Raw genomic sequence first — 19,141 nt, forward strand, 5'->3', positions numbered from 1 at the left:
TACTGTCTACCTATGTGGGGATTTTTATATGGCAAAACGGTCTTTCCCCGATTGAATATCGAGAAAAGACCATAGCTTAATCTATTCTTTTTTTCATTGTCTATTTGCCAGGGTTTTACGCACTTCTCTTTATACTTCCAATAAATGCGCTCCATCGAAGAAAAATAAATAACGGCTCGTTACTTTTTTATTTAATATTCCTTCGACAGCCCTTGTGTAAAGCTGTAGCTGCATCCGGTATCGAGCGGCAAGAATCTCTTTTGCCCCTTCATACCCACTAGCAAAACGACCAGTTATTGTATCCGTTTTATAATCAAGCAACACAAGCCCTTGTTCATCCTCAAAAATACAATCAATAACACCCTGAATCAGAATTTCCTCTTCTCCAGTTGCCCAATCACTGTAAGCCTCTTTAGCCGGCAATGACATTGTAAATGGCACTTCACGGCGAATACTTTGAGCCTTCTGCATTCTTTGACCGATATCACTGTCAAAGAAATCAACAATCGTATCCGGATTCACAGCTTCTTTCTGTTCGTCGGTCAACAACTCGCGTTGAATCAGTTCAACCATCAATTGCTGAATCGATTGAATGGTAATCTCGTTTGATAAATCGATATGCTGCATGACTAAATGGGTAATCGTTCCTCTTTCAGCAGGAGTTAGTGACTTTTCTTGCATAAAAGTCGGACGCTTCGTGATTGGCCGCTTAAATTTTCTCAACAACTCTGTGGAACTTTGCTCATCCTTCAGTTCATATTGACGTTTTAGTTCAGAAACGGACTGCTTGGAACGATGCACGGAAGACTCATGTTCTGGGTACTCCCATTTAAGCTGTTCCTTGATATCCTGAGAAAACTCGGAAACCATTTCGACCTTCTCTGACTTATGAACATGCTCTAGTAATTGCTCTTGTGCGAGTGCCTCTTCATCATCCAGAACTGCCAGCTCTTCACTAGGAATGACAGAGATGGACCAATTTGATGGATGTGACTCCATTTCCCAGCCAAGACCAGCTACCCCCTGAAAGTCTCGATGACGGACAAGGGATGGACCGATCCAATCAAGATAGCTTTTTGCACCTGCTCGTACATAGTCCTTTAATAACCAATCACCGTGTGTCGCATTACTTGCCCAATTATGCTGCATTTTTTCTGCATCACTGATACTGGCAATTAAATACAGCTTTTCCTTAGCCCTTGTAAGCGCAACATAGAGGACACGCATCTCCTCTGCAATTAATTCAAGCTGCTTCTTCTTCTTAAAAGCCAACTGTGGAAGGGATGGATACGTTATCCGCAATTCAGAATTCACATACTTAGCCGCAAAACCATAATCCTTATCCAGTAAATAAGGCTTTCGTAAATCCATCATATTAAATTGTTTAGAAAGTCCGGCAATAAACACAATCGGAAACTCCAGACCCTTTGAGGAGTGAATCGTCATCAGGCGGACTACATCTTCCTGTTCACCTAAAGCCCGAGCTGCCCCTAAATCATCTCCACGTTCCTGCATTCTATCAATGAAACGCAGAAAACGAAACAGACCACGGAATGAACTCGCTTCATATTGCCTTGCCCTGTCGTACAATGCCCTTAAATTGGCCTGACGCTGTTTGCCACCCGGCATTCCTCCTGCAAAATCATAGAACTGAGTTTCACGATACAGCAACCAGATTAAGTCGGACAACGCCTCCTGCCTGGCAAGCTTTCGCCATTTTACTAGCTTTTTATAAAATGATGAAGCTTTTTCATAAAGCCCAGGATGCTCATCTGAGTCACTCTTTCTGTAAAAATCAGCTAATGCTTCATAATAGCTACCTGTATGGAATAAACGGACCTGCGACATTTCTTCTTCATCCATCCCGACGATAGGTGAACGCAGAACGGAAGCCAAAGGAATATCCTGCTGGGGATTATCAATCACTTTTAATAAGGAAATCATGATTGCTACTTCTGTCGCCTCAAAATACCCTGATGACAAGTTAGCATAAACAGGAATCCCCTGCTTCTTAAATTCTTCCATAATTTGCGGTGCCCATGGCATAGAACGAAGGAGAATGACCATATCACGATAAGTCGCAGAACGGTATTGTTGGGTTTTCATATCATATATCTGATTCTTTTCGTTTATAGTCTTTTTAATGAGCTTGGCCATCAATCTTGCTTCGAGTTGCGCCTTTTCAAGTTCCTCGGCCTCGAATCCGATTTCCGACTCTTCTGTTTCTGAATGGGATTCTGCTCCATCAATTAAATGGAGTTCAATAGGGTTTGGTTTGTCTTCGGGATACGGCGCTCCTTTTTTCAACTGGGCGTCCTCATCATAATTAATCTCACCGACTGTAATCCCCATCAGCTGTTGAAATAAGAAGTTCGTTCCATCGAGAACTTCCTTTCGGCTCCGGAAATTCCGGTTTAAATCGATCCTCAGACCGGATTCGTTCCCATCATGGGTAAAGCGTGTGTACTTTCCAAGGAAAAGATTCGGTTCCGCAAGCCTGAAACGGTATATCGACTGTTTGACATCGCCCACCATAAACAGATTCCCACTATATTCTCCATCTGCCGTCACCAGTTTTAAAATTGATTCCTGAACTAGATTGGTATCCTGATATTCATCGACAAGTACCTCTTTAAACTGTTTCCGATATTCAATAGCGGCTGCTGATGGCTTTCGTTCACCATCTACGGTTTCCTCTGTCAAGATTTGAAGACAGTAATGCTCCAAATCAGCGAAATCGACCAAGTTTTTTTCCGCTTTTGCGGCGAAGAATCTTTCGTCAAACTGTTTAACGAGCATAACCAGGGTATCGACATATCCCTTCAGTTCTCTTATATCACGTAGATAACTTTCGGGCTTACGAGAAAATAACTCTTCCTGCAACGATTTTATAATTTTCTTTGCCTTATCACGATATTTGGTAGCCTCATCTGCAATATCTTTGATAAAGTCTGCTCCCGTGCATCGTTTTGCCGTACCAAACTTCACGTTTTGGATTTCTTCATAAAGAGCGTTCCAAGAGTGATCTTTAACTCCCGATAATTTGGCAACAAGAGCAAGGTCAGCTAAATAATTCTCTGCCCTTGGTGCTGGCCCCCCTGGTACCTTTGTCAGTTCGAGGGAGCGCTCCAATAAATCCTTGGCTGTATCCAACTGCAAACCAATATCGAATTTCAAGGACTCTATAAATGTAAGATCGTCTATTCCTGCATCATCAGCCAGATCATACATGGCAGCGGCACTATTTAGCCATTGATTTGGATCTGGATTCGATCGCGAAAAATCATAGAGAGATCGGACTATATTCTGAAGTGCATCGTCGTTTCGATCACTTGTAAAAGCATCAACCAAATTAAAGAACTCTTCATTATCACTCTGACCATACTGCTCTTCGAAAAGCACTTCCATTACTTCATCACGTAGTAGCTGTGCCTCTGTAGAGTCCGCAATTCGAAAGCCTGGGTCGATTTCCGTCAGATAATAATACTTCCTAATCACCTCTAAACAAAAGGAGTGAAGCGTGGAGATCGAAGCTCGATTAATCAAGCTCAACTGCTTACGCAGATGCTGTGAATGCGGATTTTCATTAATCGCTTTTTCTAATGCCTCGCTGACCCTGTGACGCATCTCGGCAGCCGAAGCATTCGTGAATGTCACAACAAGGAGTTCATCAACATCAATCGGATCATCTTCTGAAACAACCTTTTGAATAATCCGATTGACTAGCACCGCAGTTTTCCCTGAACCTGCCGCCGCTGCAACCAGAATGTCCTGATTTTTTGCCCAAATCGCTTTCCATTGATCTTCCGTCCAAGTAACGTCACCCGGAAGCGCAGGAATTATTGTTTTACTCATCTTTCACCCTCCCCTCTTAATAAATCCAGAACATCATTTTGTTTCTTCTGTGCTAAATTCCTAAATTGATTCTCCTCCAAAGACTGATCGAATTGACATACTGATTTAAACGAACAGAAGGTACATGGGGTTTTTTCCTTTAATTTATATGGTGTGATATCTACGTCACCATCGACCATTCGATCACCAGCCTCCTGATAGACCCGGCGTACGTGATGATTCAAAAGTGAAAACTCTTCCCTACTCGCAACTTTGGAAGCTGCTAAAAGCGATCCATCCTTTTTAAATCCAGCTGGAATGATGTCAGATTTACTGGAAGTCTCTATATCAAGCGATGTATCCATCATCTGAATAACATTTGTATGATCTAATACAAGTCCATTCATTTTAAAGCTCTTATAGATTTCTTCCTCAATTTTATCCAAACTGAGCATACCCTTTGATTTAACAACCGGATTATGAACATGAAAATACAAAACACCAGCTGGAATCGCTTCTTTGCCGATAAGTGAATGGGAGTGGGTAACGACGATATCGAGATATGTCAGCATTTGCAGAGCAAGTCCATAGTACACTTCACTCATGTTTAGCTCCTTTTCACTCGATTTATAATCGAGCACTCGCAAATAGACACCCTCACCTTCTTCCGCTTTATCAACACGATCAATCCGCCCAATTAATTCCATTTCCGTCCCGTTTTTCAGTGTGAATGAAAGTGGCGGCAGCTCTCCATTTTTCCCGAAGCCAAGTTCCAATCCTATTGGAGCAAATCCGCTCACCTTGGCATGTTCACTTAAGACGATTGATGCCCGACCAATTACATGTTCCAATTTCCTTCGCAAATAATGATGTCGGTTCGTACTTAACAAAATCTGATTTTGAAGCTTTGGAGCAAGCCTTTCCACTGCGTTTCTAGCCAATTCCAAGCATTGCTCTTTTGTCAATGAAGACCAAGGAATATCATTTTCCTTTAAATAATCCGAAATCATTTTTAGCGCTCCATGGAACATTTCACCAATATCCGGTGCATCCAGACGAAAAATCTGCCTTTCCCTTAATTTCAAACCATGAGCAGCGTAATGGGAAAACGGGCAGCTATTAAACATTTCCATCCGCGATACACTTGTAAGAATGCTTTCACCATATAATTGCTTACTTGTTTCTTCAGATAATTTCTTCGTTTTATTTTGGTAAAAAAGACTCGATAATACCTTAGCTGCTGCGGGACCAACCATTTCATCTTCAATAATGGTATTGTATACATCCCACCAGAGTGAATGGATGGGGTAGTTTCGTTTTTTCAACTGCAATTGGGCAGCCAGATAAGACAGGGCCACATCATAATTCGCGGCATACTTCACCTGCTCCTCAGCAGACAGGTCCGATGGGTCGTTCATATAAAAAGAATCGGTAACGTGCGGCAGGACGTCCCTTACCCTCTTTAAATAAGAAGAGGGTAAGAGAGCTTTTCCTTCCTCATCGGCAAGCGGATACGATAAATAGAGCGCTTCAGCCGGTGTAGTAAATGCTTTATACGCTGTAAACTCCTCATCCAAGAGGCGAACCTTCGAGCTTGGGGCAACGTCAAGTCCACTTGCCAAAAGCGTTTCGCGATCACTATCGGAAAATACTCCATCAGATACAGCTTTTCCTGGCAAGACCCCTTCATTTAGACCAATGACAAAAGCTGTCTTAACATCATCAAGACGAGATAGATCGAGATTAGCGACAAGGACTTGGTCAATTGCCGGCGGTACTAAAGAAAATTCAAGGGATTCCAGACCTGCTTCAATGATTACCGCAAACTGTTTCATAGAAAGCTCTTCTTCGCTTAACAGCTCGACGAATTGATCTAGCAGGTCGACGACTGCGTTCCACGATTGTTCATGCTCTCTAGCTGAAACCAAATCTCCTGCTTCTTCGGCCTCCAGCTTTAGCTTTTCCAATTTTTCCGGTACATGTAATTCTTCAAGATATAGATAAAGGGCTTCGCATATTTCTCTACCATTTTGAGACTTTTTCACTCGTTTTGAGAGCTTCAAAATGGGCTCAGTAAATAATTGCTTCAGCTCATTCAGTTCCTGCTCAAGCTTCATTTCCCTATCCGTTTGGGCTCGGTCTTCGAGCTCTAGTCCACGGAAGCGGCGGTAGGTCCATCGATCTTTAGAAGTCCACTTACCTCCTTTAATCCCACGAGCAAGCACATAATTTTCAAGCTTATCTACCTGCTCACGCATTCGGTCGTGGCTTTTTTGAAGCGGGAATAGTAGCTCCGTTTTGATTGCCCGAAATACTGGTTCATAACGCCAATAGCCATTTATGATCTCCAATGTCGATCGAATCAGTTCAATCAGGGGATGATTGAGCATAGTTCGTTTTGAATCCACGAACAGTGGAATTTGATAATCCCGAAAAACTGTTTGTAAAATATCTTCGTATGCTTCTCCATTGCGAACTAAAATCGCAATATCCCGAAAGCGGTGCTTGTTTTGTCTGACAAGTGTCAAAATGTTCCGGGCGACCCCTTCAATTTCAGCCCTGCGGTTAACTGCCTGAGCAATCGTTACTTCAGAGGGGTTCTCAAAAGTTCGCGCAGGACGTTGGGCAAAATAGGTTTCCAGATGATTCAGCCCTGGACTCCCACCAAACCTTGCTGTACCGTTTAGGATGCGATCTTCTGCTATTGGAATTCCAGCCCTTAATCCCGCTTGATAAAGCTGATGATACAGATTCCCTGTTTGCCTGAAAAGCTGCAGATCATCAGGCGCATATTGTCTGTAGGGCTGATCTAATGTCAACGCAATTGTTACACTCTTGCACAGCTTCATCATTTCTTCTACAATCAATAATTCCTGTGGTGTCAAACTGTAAAAACCATCGATGTATATATCCGCGTCTCTTATATATGAAGACTCTGACATTTTTTCTATAAGTAAAGTAAAATAGTCTTCAGAATCTAAATATTTTCCAATCATTTCATCCTCAAAAGCCTGATAAACCAGTTCAAGGTCATGTAGTTTATCCTGAATTCCATTGCCTCCCGGTGATGTTTCGGTCAAATAGTTTTGAATGTCATCCGGTTGGATGCAATATTGCTTGAATTCAGCCAGTATTTGTTCCATTTGAGCAATGAATCCCTGCTTATCAGCAGATCGGCGAAACATTTTCAAATCTTCTTTTTTATCATCCACAATCTTTCGTATCAACATATTAACGCCAACACTGTCCAAATGAAGACGGCTCATTCCTCCAGTTTCCTGCAGAACGCGCCAAGCTAGCCTACTAAAACTGAATACCTGTGTCCGTATCATTCCAGCGAGGCCTGGCGTTTTAATTAATTTATATTCCGATAGAAACGTCATCTGATCAGGAACGAGGTAAATTATTGGATTGCCTTCGGGGTCCTTATCCAATCTGGAGCGAATTTCGTCCAAAACATTCGAAGTTTTCCCTGCACCCGATCTTCCTAGTAAAAAACGTAGTGACATCTTTTTCCCCCTTATACAACATAATATCTAGATCTATCATACCAGAAATACTGCCGTCTTTTTGACCTGGTTTCTGTTTCCAGTTACGATTTGTTTCCTATTATTTTACCGTTTCCTTAATAAAAATACCAATCGTACGTTCGTGTTTTAATCAAAAGAAAAAGCCCTCAATAATTTCGGGCTTCCGCAATCATTCACCTTTAAACTGCAAATTAAATTCTTTGATTGGCCAATATCGCACATCAACTTTACCAACTACATTTTCAACTGGTATGTAACCAAAGTGGCGGCTGTCCGCACTTTCAAGACGATTATCCCCCATGACAAACAGCTTGCCATCTGGGACAGTGGTCGTATCAGTGATTTCTTTTAATGTAAAATCACCCGTAAAGTTCTGCCCCGGGAACCCCTCCTTAAACTTCTCAAGATAAGGCTCATTCACTTTCTCACCATTTACATAAAGCCAATCATCCTTGTAACGAATACGGTCACCTGCAATCCCTATAACTCGTTTAACATAATCTTCGTGTGAATTCGCATGAAAAACAATTATGTCAAATCGGCTGATATCCCTGATTTGATAATTAATTTTATTCACAACAAGTTTGTTACCTTCTTCAAGTGTCGGCTGCATCGACTCCCCTTCAACATCATAGCTTGAAAAGAAAAATGTACGGATTAAGATGTAAATAACAAAAGCAATCATGGCTGCTTTTACCCAGTCGGATAAAGAATTTCTGTTTGTTTTTTCCATCTATTTCAACCCCTACTGCTGCATTTATATTCTAATACTTATTTCCCTTCTTCTCTCTTCATGCTTTTATTTAGCCGGACTTCCAGTCTTTTTCCTACATACCATAAGATAAAAATGACAATACCTATGATGATTGTACGCACAGGCTTATGAATAAGCGATACAAGATCATAACCTACGAAGCTAATCGTAAAGATCATCACCGCTTTCCCTCCTATGACAGCTAGTCCATATTGCAACGGGCTGACCTTTGAAAGACCCGCCACTATGTTCACAATAGCCGATGGTGTAAAAGGGAAGCAGAGCAGTATAAACAGCGGTCCGAATCCATGATTTTCTACCCAAACCATTAGCCTTTGCACCTGTTTATGTTTCTGCAAAAGTCGAAAAAGCCTCATTTGACCATATCTTCTAATAACTAAAAAGATCAGAAAAGCTCCCGCTACCGCCCCAATCCAAGAAAATAAAAAACCCCACCAGAGACCAAAAGCCGTTGCGTTAGCGAGTACAAACACTACTAAGGGTAAAAAGGGCAAAAAAGCTTCCAGCATCGGTAGCAAAATTCCCGGGATTGGACCGAATGAGCGATATTGCTGAATAAGTGCCGATATATTATCAAGTGTAAACCACTCACGTATAGTATCCAAGTCCATAATTATCTCCCTCGACATGCCGACTATTAAAGCAGCATAAACTTATTAAAAAGCTGTTCTATTTTAGATATATCACTTTCCTCTGAAAAATTGCAAGAATTATTATCCATATATAATCATACTTTCCCTATCTCAGGAAAACATAATCTTATTAACAAAAATTTCATCATTCCAACAAACCGCTTGCATATCAACTGATAATCCATTAAGATGGATTAGAGAACATATGTTCTTATTTTTACGAAGCATACATATTAATATGGAAACCTGCTTTTTTAGAAAGGAGCGGTCATGATGACCCGCATTCCAGAGGATGACCGAAATATGATTGAAAAAGCCATCTACCTTCCTATGGTGATTACAGTCTTAAACCGGGATCTCAAGGTCATCGAAATAAGTCCGTTTAAATTAAAAAGGCCCTATTCAGAACTAGTGGAACATGTTTTAAAAGCCGTTCAGGAAGAGCTTGCCGAGGTGCGGCGCTATTTGCGCAAGGAGAATATTAAGGTAAGTGAAATTAAACGCGATGAATCCTTTACGATGTATTGTTTTTTATATAAAGGATACGAGGAACATCATAATTATTTCAATCCCCGCCTTCGCAACAAAACCGAAGACTTATTGTGTAATTACTTTTTCGAAAGAAGTCAACGATCCAAGGAAGTTTAGGGGATGTATTTGTTTAAAACCGCCTATTGAAAGTTATAATAATTTAAATGATGGGCTACTTGGTTTTATTATTCATTTCAGAAACTTCATGCACTTACTAGGGGTTGTTTATTCCTATATATGAATGTGAATATTTACATTCAAAGAAATTCGTAGAGAGATATATAAGGGGTTAATGGAACGCTGTTGGCTATATTTTTCTTGGAAAAATAGTGTTATAGGCTCAAACTCTTCAGAAGAAGTATCTGTATATCACTCACTCCAATTGCTTCATAACTTTTAGTCAATATAAACACCTTAATTATGGTTAAAAAGGTTCTCCATGATAATAACAATATTGTTAAAGAAAATGACTCCAGAAGATTTAAAGGATTAACACCTTTATTCCATAACTATGTAAATCCATCTGGTGCGTTATAAAGAAGCATTTCTGACTGGATTTTTTCAAAAAGGGCATGTTTTAATCGTATGGTGGTTCTCTTAAAAAAAAGATTGGTCATCTTCTGTCTACGATGTCTCACAAGTCCCCTATTGTTAACAACTAACAACATAAGTATAAGAGATATTAAAATGGCAGATAAACGAAGTATATACGTATTGTTTGGAAAGGGATGTCCCTCTCTTTATACCCCTTACCAAATATTCATTTTAAATGGGGGCATATAAATATCCCCCATTTAAAATGAATATCAGATTCAAACAGCATCTTGGTGTATAAAAGGACTCGTCATGCAATCGTGAATTTCGCAAGGTAGTTTTACAACGCCACCATTTCGAACAAATCCTCTTAAAAAATAAAAGAGTACTAAATTATAAGTATAACAAAATCATTTTCTTTAATATCATGAAACAATTGACATCCATTATACTGATGCCTATACCACTAATAGTATAATTCGTTTAATATTTTTTAATTTTTTGAAAAAAAGCATTCCACTCAAAACGCTTATGCCATCTGAACCAATACCAGTCCAGATGGCATAAGCCTATCCTACAGGAAGAGTTTGTATGGCCACAGATAATAAATAAAAGCTAATTCCGGCGAAAAAAGACAAGAAATCGTTGGTTGAATTTTGTAAAGCCATCTGTAAGTTTCAATGAAATCACACCGCCAATTTATGCTAATATTGCCATTATTAACATGACCCATGCCGTTTTTATCATTTCTTCTTTACTTATAAAATGCCAATCTCTAACATTCCTCTAATAAAAAATAGAACCTAGCTATATTATCACCTCTTGTTTGTCATTCTATTCCAATGACGTTTTTCACTTTATTTTCAATTGTTATTACGATGATGTCATCTTTAAACCAATGACCCCTATTAAAATAAGACCAAGTGATATAAATTGAGAAAAAACAAATCGTTCTTTAAACCATAATATACCGACTAAAGTGATTCCTACACTACCAATACCAGTCCATACTCCATAAGCAACTCCAGCAGAAAGTACTTGCATAGCTTTAGAAAGACAGTAAAATGAGAGTAAAAAGCCGATCGTCATCACGTATATAGGCCATTTTTTTCTTGTACCATCCATGTATTTCATTGCAATCGTAGCAATGACTTCCTCAAGACCAGCTATTAATAATAATCCCCAAGCCATTAATGCTCACCTCTTGTTTTCTCATTATCTTTTTTAGTGAATGTCTTCATTCCGATAATTCCTGATAAAAGAATCATTAGAAAGAAAATTTGTCCAAAAGAGTAAGATTCACCTAAAAATACCCCCGCGATATATGTGCCTACAGTTCCAATTCCTACGAATACAGTATAAGCCGCGGCTACAGGAATCGTTTTATAAGAACGAATGAGTAAAATGAAACTTACTGCAATTAAAAGAAAGGTGATTACCCAATCTAAAAAGGAATCTGCATACTTAAGTCCTGATGCCCAAACTACTTCTAAAATACCAGCAACAAGCACTAATAACCAACTCATATTAATCACCTCTCTTACTGAATGAATGTCAGTCATTTTTAATGAAATAAAAAGTATTGGAAAAGATCCAATAACTTATTTATGTTCTAAATAACGCTCTTTTTAAAAAGTTAAATATCTCACCCTTAAATACTTCGAGGGTATCATCTTGCTCATGACTTATAAAAAATCGTTCCGCTGAATTTTCAATAAGGTTTATAATCATTCTAGCCGTCCATTTAACATTAATGTCACTGATTATCTGGTTATTTTTAATGGCATTATCTATTATATCCTCAAGCCAAGAATAATAAGGCTGATATATCGATTCCCATTTCTCCATTGAATAATCTATAGCAAGCCCGGAATAACAAAGGACAATAACATCTTTATGTGCATCTGTTACGTTAAAGGTTTCATCAATCACAACTTCCAAGACGTCCCAAAAGTTTTCTTCCGTTTGAATCTTTTCCTTAATTCCTTCTAAAGTAATGGTAAGAAGGTTATCTGCAATAGCTGGTATTAAAGCCTTTTTTGAAGAGAAATATAAATAAAAAGTTCCTTGTGCCACTCCAGCCTTTTTTACGATATCTGAAATGGAAGTCTTATCAAGGCCTTTTTCAGGGATGACATCAATGGCGGCCTTTAAAATTTTTTCATATTTTCCATCAGGACTGCTTGCCATATTATGAACCTCCTTCGCGAATGAATGACTGTCATTCATTATATATTAATACTAATGAAATGTCAAAAAGGTTATGATGTTTTCCACAATCGAATGCATATAAAAGGATGCTCAATTCCTGATTCAGCGAAAAGGTTGATGGGTTTTTCATATCATTGTAAAATATATCTTTCCATTGATTTCATTATAGGAGATATACTTATTACGGCACATCTATCTAAATGACGCCTGTCTTACAGTTTTGTAAGGCAGGTTTTTAATTTAGGGCAGTTTATATACCTGCTTAAATTAGAATAGGCGAACCTCCTCTTAGGAAGTTCGCTTTTTGAGGTTTTAATATTGATTGATACAAATCAACACTTCTTGCAAATGCTTTGCTTAACATAATTAGCTAGCGTGGATTATACTTTGACATCATCTCTGAAGCTTTTCCCCCATTTGCATCGGTGAACAAATAGAAAGACTTCCTCTTTGTTTCCTCAATCCTTTGAATTAGTTTAGTTTTTAAAAAAGATGTCCGATGCAGCTGGTTTTCAAAAGAACTGCATGATACTTCTATATCGATGGTTTGTTTATTTCGGAATGTAACCTTTGTATGTTTTGAATCTACGCGATCATAGGATACCACATGCTCATGAGATAACCAGATGCATTGAGGACGTAAGGGAGATGTAGTCGGAAAGAAGAAAATTGAACTAGTTGGGTCAATCGCGATCGGTGCTTTATGAGTGATATTTATAAGCTGTTTCGTTCCATCCTTTCGTCCCTCATAACTCGATCCAAAGTACTCACAGCTTTTCTTGACAATTTCCAAAGGTTTGAAAGGGGAAATGAACTCGTCCTCCAATTCAACGATTTGGGCGTATATTTTACTTCCATAATTGATTGGCATTACCATTAAAGTATAGGGAGTGATTTCATATTCTTCGATAATTCCCTGACAACTTTCCTTCAACTTACAACCACCTCTTCCTCACTGCATTAAAAAGTGTAACTTTCAGCATTTGGTTATTATTTTCCCTCTACTGAGAAAACAGCTAAGATTTCGATCAAACCTTTTACCCTGTCCCCTCCCTAATACCTCATATGGCTATAGAATATAGGACAGTTAGTTAATATGTGTTAAATTCCTCACTATAATAGCACAATTAGAATAGGTTATAAGCAAGTTCACAAAAAATTAAAAATTCTTTTTAAACGTGGTCATTTCGTCATCTAAACGACACATTTCCAAATATTTTAAATTTTCTGTTGATTTTATCCACTTAAATCCATATACTAATAAAAAGGGTCAGGGGTGGTTACTTTGAAAAATGAAAAATCTTATTCAGAGTCAGTGAAGTCCTTATCAATGAGCGAAATGAAAAACGATGCTGTAGTTCAGGAAATGTTAATTGATATGATTATTCTAGAATCCGTCCTTAATACCAAAAAGAATATCCTTGCGAAACAAATTGATGAAGCGTTAGATACTAAAGACAAACCTTTATTCCTAAAACTAAGTTCTGAAATGAACATTTTGCTAAAACAGTTTGGAAATTAAAAATGTTTGATTAAAAATAGCTAAATAATCAAAAAGCCTCCCCAAATGTCGGGAGGCTTTTCTATTTCTTTATCATTCTTTATGAAACATCCCCATGACCTCGGCTGTTTCAGTAATATTTACAAAAGCATTCGGATCCACTTCTTTTATCATAGCTTTTACATCGGTTAATTGATAACGAGTAATGACGGTCATCATTACTTTACTCTTTTCTCCGGAGTATGCACCTTCACCATCCATGACAGTAATTCCCCGATATAAGTTGGTAAGAAGCTTCTCTTTCAATTCGTCACTCTGTTTCGTAACAATCATTAATGTTAATTTAATGTGATTAGAATGAATTGTATCGATCACTTTTCCTGCTGCATATATTGAAATCAATGTATATAATGCGGCATCCCAACCAAAGATGAACCCTGAGATAACAACCACAACTGCATTCATCACCGATAGTAATGAACCAAGTGGAAAGTCGCTTTTCTTAGCCAAAAGCATTGCAATGATATCAAATCCGCCGGAAGATCCTGAAGCACGGAAGATGATACCGATACCAACCCCCGAAATGATTCCTCCAAATAAAGAAGACAGAATTGGTTCAGTGGACACTCCATGAATCGGAATGATATACAAACTGACAGATATTACGACAACTGATAATATCGTATATGTGATAAAACGTCTTCCTAATTTTATATATCCCAGAATCAACAGTGGCAGATTTAACAGGAAATTCAATATCCCTGTGTTAACTGGGGTAATGATTCCTAACATAATCGCAAGCCCACTAAGTCCGCTGCTCAAAATTAAATGAGGAATCAAAAATAGATTGTAGGCTAATGCAACAAGCACTGAGCCTATAATGATGAAAAGTACATTATACATAACTGATCTCCTTATAAACCAACTGGGAATTTAATTTATTATAGTAGAGAACCTAAGATTTATAAATTAAAAGTTTTTTCTGAAAACAAACTACAAACTTCCACTTTCCCCGAAATAAGGCAAGTAAAAAAGCCAGCTGATTTTCAGCTGGCTTCAGTTTGTAGACAAAAGGGGTTCGGAATGTTTTAATTCCGGACCCCTTTTGAAATTCCCTTTGAATTTTGCTCAAGATTAAGAGATTGGGCCTCTACGAGCCCACTTTATTAAGCCATTCTTGGACCTTGCCATGTCCAATTGGCTATCTTCTTTAAATTCATGGCAGCGAAAGTAAGCATCGCCTGCATCGACAATTTTTTAAGTCCCCTTAAAGTAGTCCAACGCATACCATGCTTTTCTTTTGCATCTGCGAATACACGCTCTATTGTTTCTTTACGTTTCGCATATATAGGTTTTACATCCTTGTGATGACGCAGATGATCTGCTTCTTCCATATAATTTTGCCAGATATGGCGTGTCACCACTTTTTGATGGTCTTTGCTTACTGTACACTGTGATAAAAATGAGCATGTCGCACAAGTGTGTTTGGGTGATTTGTACTCGCGATAGCCCTCTTTATTTGTTGTTGAGTACTTTAAAATCTCGCCCGATGGGCAGAGATAACAATCAAAATGTTCATCGTAAACATAGTCATGCTTGCGAAAGAACCCTTCTTTTGTTCGTGGACGTGTATAGGGTAAAGCTGGTGTGATTTCTTTCCCAAAAAGGTAGCTTGTAATGGCTGGTGTTTTGTAAGCTGCATCTGCGGCAACAGCTTCAGGTTTTCCAACTTTCTCAATCACTTGTTCAACAAGAGGCTCTAAGATATGACTATCATGCGTATTTCCCGGTGTTACAATCGTCCCCAGCACAAAACCGTTGCGGTCCGCAGCCGCATGAAATGAATAGGCAAACTGTTTTGTTCGTTCATCTTTTACATAGTAGCCACTCTCAGGGTCAGTTGTACTTTCTTTAATTTCTTTGGTTTCTTCTTTATCAAATTTATCCGGTGGAAAAGGCTTCTTTCCATTGTTTTCACGATCTTGATTTATTTCTTCTTGAAGGCGTCCTTGATATGCTCGTGTTTCCTTACGAACGATTTTCTTTTCGAATTTTCGCTTATTCGCACTGGCTTTCACATGTGTTGAATCAACGAATACGTGCTCTGCACTTATTAACTTTCTTTCTGAAGCTGTCATTAAGATACGATAAAAAATCCGTTCAAACAGGTCTGTATCTTTAAAGCGACGCTCATAATTTTTCCCGAACGTTGAGAAGTGAGGTACTTTATCATGGAAACCGTAACCTAAAAACCAACGGTAAGCCATATTCGTTTCAACTTCTTCAATCGTTTTACGCATCGAACGAATACCGAAGGTATATTGAATGAATGTCAATTTAACTAAAATAACTGGATCAATACTTGGGCGCCCTATCTCTGAATACATCTCTTTCACCAAGTCATAAATGAAAGTGAAGTCAATGGCCCCCTCAATTTTACGAACCAAATGGTTCGCTGGCACCAGTTGATCCAAAGTAATCATTTCAAGTTGATCTCGCTGAATAGAATTATGTTTCGAAAGCATCGTCATCACCTCAAGTTTTAATACTTCTATATTAAAACAAAAAGGACTGTAGGCAAAAGTGGTTATATCTAATTGTTAAAACAAAGTTGATTGGAACGGAAGAACGGAAGGTGCGAGACTCCTGCGGGAAATGCGTGTCCAAGGGAGACCCCACAGGCGCAAAGGCGCCGAGGAGGCTCCCTGACCGCCCGCGGAAAGCGAGTAACTGGAGTGGAAATCAACGTCGAATTTTTACAACCCCTCAAAAAAACTGTAGACAAACTCGATTTTCATCGAGTTTGTCTACAGTCTGAAGCCAGCTGATTTTCAGCTGGCTTTCAATAATCCTTTGTATCATCATTTTCAACAGTAGAAATCCGCTCAAGCATCGTTGGATGGGAATAACGCAGCCATTTAACTAGTAATGGGGGATTCACCTGACTCAACCCCGCCCTCGTGAGTTCCTGGAACGTTGTGATTGCCGATTCTTTATCACCAGTCATTTCAATAGCATAACGGTCAGCCCTTGTTTCTTGATATCTGGAAACATAATTGGAAAGCGGACTGGAGGCAAACAGTAATACAGCCGTAATTAAGAGAAATAATGGAAGTGAAGAGATGCTATCAACCGAATGTATTTTTAACATGTGGCCCCAACGTCTAATAAAGTAATTCATGATTTTCGATGTCAGCCACAAACCAACTAAAGTCATTCCTAAATAACCTGCTATACCAATATATATATGCTTTTCAACATAATGAGCCATTTCATGTGCCATGATAAAAAGTATTTCATCTTCTTCTAGTTTGTTCAAGATCGTATCCCAAAGAACAATTCTTGAGTTCGAACCTATACCAGTTACATATGCATTCAAGGCATTTGTCTTTTCTGCCATATTTACTTCATATACATGTTCCGCCGGAATTTCGGCCTGTGCGGCAAGTGCCAATATTTCCGTTTCTAATTCTTTATTTTTCAGTGGATAAAATTCATTATACAGCGGATCAATCAATACAGGCTGTAAAAACATCAGGAACAATGAAAATGGAATCGACAACAACCAAGCGTAGAGCCACCACTTCTTCACACTTTTCTTCATTAACCAATATAAAACTGAAACGATGATGAACATCATCCCAAAGTTCACCCAGAAATCGATGACTTCATCCTTCATCCACGAAGAGAAACTCTGGGTACTGATATGGTAACTTTTACTCATCCTGTAACCAATGAAACTGATTGGAAACAGCGCTAGATAAGAAACCACCGAAAGCCAAAATAAATAAATACCTGTTTGGATCACTTTCCATTTAGAGGTCCCCAAAGCCGATTTTTCAAATGCTTTTGAAAACCCAAATAATAAAACAAAAAAATACATTAGCCATTCATATGGAGTCGAAACGAAAAAAAGAAAATTCCGCAACCCTGAATACTCTTCGCTAAGCTTTAGTTCCCTTGCATTCAGAAATGTTGCAGGATCTGCTGCAGTACCACGTAATGCTTGGGGAATAGAGGTATCTGCCCCATAGAAAATATACCAATACATCACTGCTACAAAAAGTATATATAAAAGAACTGCTCTTCCTGCCCATTTCCTAACCATTACGACCCTCCTTTAAATCTAACCTACCTCTTATAGTTTAATCCAAAATGGACAGGTTAGAACCGTATTTCCGTCTCCATATCATATAATGACAATAAATGTTCAAATAATCTTCATTATTTCGCCCGTTTTCATTCCATTGTTTAGAATTCAGTCCTGTATAGTGAAGATAGATAATTATAAAGACTTGGGGTGACCAACAAAGATGAAAAAATTTATATTATTTTTACAATTTTATTAGTGATGGGCATTGGATCAGGTATCTTTTATTTTACAGAATACCGTCAGTCAAAAATGTATTTTCCAGATGATATAGTGATGAAAACACAAGAGGGTGAAACATTCAGCTTCTCTGAATTAGAACCTAAAGTCCGGCTATTGGAGTTTATGTATATTGATTGTCCAGATTTATGTCCAAATACCACATTTCAAATGCAAAATATTCGAGATCAATTAGTTAAGAAAAATATTTTTGGAAGTAAAGTGGAGTTTTTAACTATCACTTTTAATCCGGAAAAGGATTCAGCTGAAAAAATAGATGCGTATGCAAATACCTTTGAAGTAAATAAAACGGATGGCTGGGAGATATTACGAGGTTCACCTGAAGATACCAAAAAGCTAACTGACCAATTTGATTTTCTTTTTCGAGATTCAGGAACCGGCGAATTTGTCCATACTACCGCAACCTATTTGCTCGATGTTGAAAATCGTGTCGTCAAAGTTTTTGGAATGGGTGAATTTGATTTCGATAAAGAGGCAGTGTATAAAGCTATTTTGAAAGAAGTCGATTAATTGCGAAAAAAACACCCTCTTGAGTAGTAACCCTTTCATACTCCATATAGAACTCCTGTTTTTAATCACAAAAAAAGCTATCACCGTATATTTTCAGGATGATAGCCTTTTTCTTTGTTCCTCATCAATGAGTTTGTCTAGTTGGATTATGCTTTCCTTTGCACGTTGGAAATCAATTTTGCGATAATGGTGTTTTCCACCTTCTTCTTCATCTTTTTCGTCGGCCCATTTGACGACTTGCTGAAGCGGTGTTCGAATAATATCATTTGAAGGTAAAAATGAATCGGTGTGAAATAAAATGGCGAGGGAAATAGTCTTGGCTTTAACCGGATTTTCTCCAAGCCGGATTAACAGTTTATGCGCTCTTTCTGCACCTTTAATAGGATGGATATCATTTTGTTTGTACAAGTCATAATCCCATTTCCCATTGCGATACCAGGTGAAATGACCCATATCATGCAAAAGACCAGCTTTGGCAGCAATATCAGGATCTACGTTATATTCGTTTGCTAGGTGAAACGCATGATAGGCAACGGCAATCGCGTGTGCAAGGCCTGATCTGTTCAAGTATTTTTGAGCAATAGGATGTGTAAAAATATCTAAAAGCTCTACATCTCTCATCTTACCCCTCCTTACATGTAGTGAAATTTTTAATGACAATCATAACTCTTTTTGAAATAAGAATCAAGACTT

General features: G+C 38.5%; 16 protein-coding genes. 3 read left to right on the top strand and 13 right to left on the bottom strand.

The genetic code is table 11. The features are described 5' to 3' along the window. Positions 1-129: 129 nt before the first annotated feature. From addA to JFV29_RS06670, 4 genes are all read right to left on the bottom strand, one after another. Positions 130-3,855, bottom strand: coding sequence for a helicase-exonuclease AddAB subunit AddA (gene addA, locus JFV29_RS06655; RefSeq protein ID WP_201181924.1), 3,726 nt, complete (start codon positions 3,853-3,855; stop codon positions 130-132). Beyond that, positions 3,852-7,343 carry a helicase-exonuclease AddAB subunit AddB gene (gene addB / locus JFV29_RS06660; protein ID WP_201181926.1) on the bottom strand — a complete coding sequence of 1,164 codons (3,492 nt, stop codon included), beginning with the start codon at positions 7,341-7,343 and terminating at the stop codon, positions 3,852-3,854. Before addB ends, addA begins: the two co-directional genes overlap by 4 nt. Positions 7,344-7,533: 190 nt before the next feature. Then, on the bottom strand, positions 7,534-8,097 hold the full coding sequence (gene lepB, locus JFV29_RS06665; protein WP_201181928.1) for a signal peptidase I: 564 nt from the start codon (positions 8,095-8,097) through the stop codon (positions 7,534-7,536). Between the two features lie 38 nt (positions 8,098-8,135). Then, a complete protein-coding gene (locus JFV29_RS06670) occupies positions 8,136-8,750 on the bottom strand; it encodes a TVP38/TMEM64 family protein (RefSeq protein ID WP_201181930.1) in 615 nt (204 codons plus the stop codon). A 294-nt stretch (positions 8,751-9,044) separates the two neighbouring features. On the opposite strand from JFV29_RS06670, the gene JFV29_RS06675 reads away from it, so the two are divergent. Further along, positions 9,045-9,419, top strand: coding sequence for a hypothetical protein (locus tag JFV29_RS06675; RefSeq protein WP_201181932.1), 375 nt, complete (start codon positions 9,045-9,047; stop codon positions 9,417-9,419). An 875-nt stretch (positions 9,420-10,294) separates the two neighbouring features. Here JFV29_RS06675 and JFV29_RS31350 read toward each other — a convergent pair. The 5 genes from JFV29_RS31350 to JFV29_RS06700 all read right to left on the bottom strand — a co-directional run bounded on the left by JFV29_RS31350 (position 10,295) and on the right by JFV29_RS06700 (position 12,981). Further along, on the bottom strand, positions 10,295-10,360 hold the full coding sequence (locus JFV29_RS31350) for a hypothetical protein (protein ID WP_342366538.1): 66 nt from the start codon (positions 10,358-10,360) through the stop codon (positions 10,295-10,297). A 349-nt stretch (positions 10,361-10,709) separates the two neighbouring features. Next, positions 10,710-11,027 carry a DMT family transporter gene (locus JFV29_RS06685; protein WP_056528086.1) on the bottom strand — a complete coding sequence of 106 codons (318 nt, stop codon included), beginning with the start codon at positions 11,025-11,027 and terminating at the stop codon, positions 10,710-10,712. Further along, positions 11,027-11,362, bottom strand: a complete 336-nt coding sequence (locus JFV29_RS06690; RefSeq protein ID WP_056528084.1) for a DMT family transporter — start codon at positions 11,360-11,362, stop codon at positions 11,027-11,029. Before JFV29_RS06690 ends, JFV29_RS06685 begins: the two co-directional genes overlap by 1 nt. 79 nt (positions 11,363-11,441) lie before the next feature. Beyond that, entirely contained in the window at positions 11,442-12,026 is a 585-nt protein-coding gene (locus JFV29_RS06695; RefSeq protein WP_201181934.1) for a TetR family transcriptional regulator, read from the bottom strand. A 391-nt stretch (positions 12,027-12,417) separates the two neighbouring features. Continuing rightward, positions 12,418-12,981, bottom strand: a complete 564-nt coding sequence (locus tag JFV29_RS06700; RefSeq protein WP_201181936.1) for a competence protein ComK — start codon at positions 12,979-12,981, stop codon at positions 12,418-12,420. 351 nt (positions 12,982-13,332) lie between these two features. Between JFV29_RS06700 and JFV29_RS06705 the strand changes: the two genes are divergently transcribed. Continuing rightward, positions 13,333-13,569 carry an IDEAL domain-containing protein gene (locus tag JFV29_RS06705; RefSeq protein ID WP_056528078.1) on the top strand — a complete coding sequence of 79 codons (237 nt, stop codon included), beginning with the start codon at positions 13,333-13,335 and terminating at the stop codon, positions 13,567-13,569. 72 nt (positions 13,570-13,641) lie between these two features. Here JFV29_RS06705 and JFV29_RS06710 read toward each other — a convergent pair whose 3' ends face one another. The 3 genes from JFV29_RS06710 to JFV29_RS06720 form a co-directional block, all read right to left on the bottom strand. Then, a complete protein-coding gene (locus tag JFV29_RS06710) occupies positions 13,642-14,451 on the bottom strand; it encodes a YitT family protein (protein ID WP_053344938.1) in 810 nt (269 codons plus the stop codon). Positions 14,452-14,714: 263 nt separating this feature from the next. After that, a complete protein-coding gene (locus JFV29_RS06715; protein ID WP_201181938.1) occupies positions 14,715-16,073 on the bottom strand; it encodes an IS1182 family transposase in 1,359 nt (452 codons plus the stop codon). Positions 16,074-16,390: 317 nt separating this feature from the next. Continuing rightward, the gene (locus tag JFV29_RS06720; protein ID WP_201181940.1) at positions 16,391-17,656 is read right to left on the bottom strand and encodes a M48 family metallopeptidase; all 1,266 of its coding nucleotides are present in this window, start codon (positions 17,654-17,656) and stop codon (positions 16,391-16,393) included. 192 nt (positions 17,657-17,848) lie between these two features. Here JFV29_RS06720 and JFV29_RS06725 point away from each other — a divergent pair, with 192 nt between their 5' ends. Beyond that, entirely contained in the window at positions 17,849-18,448 is a 600-nt protein-coding gene (locus tag JFV29_RS06725) for an SCO family protein (RefSeq protein WP_342366507.1), read from the top strand. A gap of 93 nt (positions 18,449-18,541) precedes the next feature. Here JFV29_RS06725 and JFV29_RS06730 read toward each other — a convergent pair whose 3' ends face one another. Continuing rightward, on the bottom strand, positions 18,542-19,069 hold the full coding sequence (locus JFV29_RS06730; protein WP_053344935.1) for an HD domain-containing protein: 528 nt from the start codon (positions 19,067-19,069) through the stop codon (positions 18,542-18,544). Positions 19,070-19,141: the final 72 nt, after the last annotated feature.

It is taken from the genome of Peribacillus sp. TH16, assembly GCF_016651095.1.
GTDB classification, from domain to species: Bacteria; Bacillota; Bacilli; order Bacillales; family DSM-1321; genus Peribacillus; species Peribacillus butanolivorans.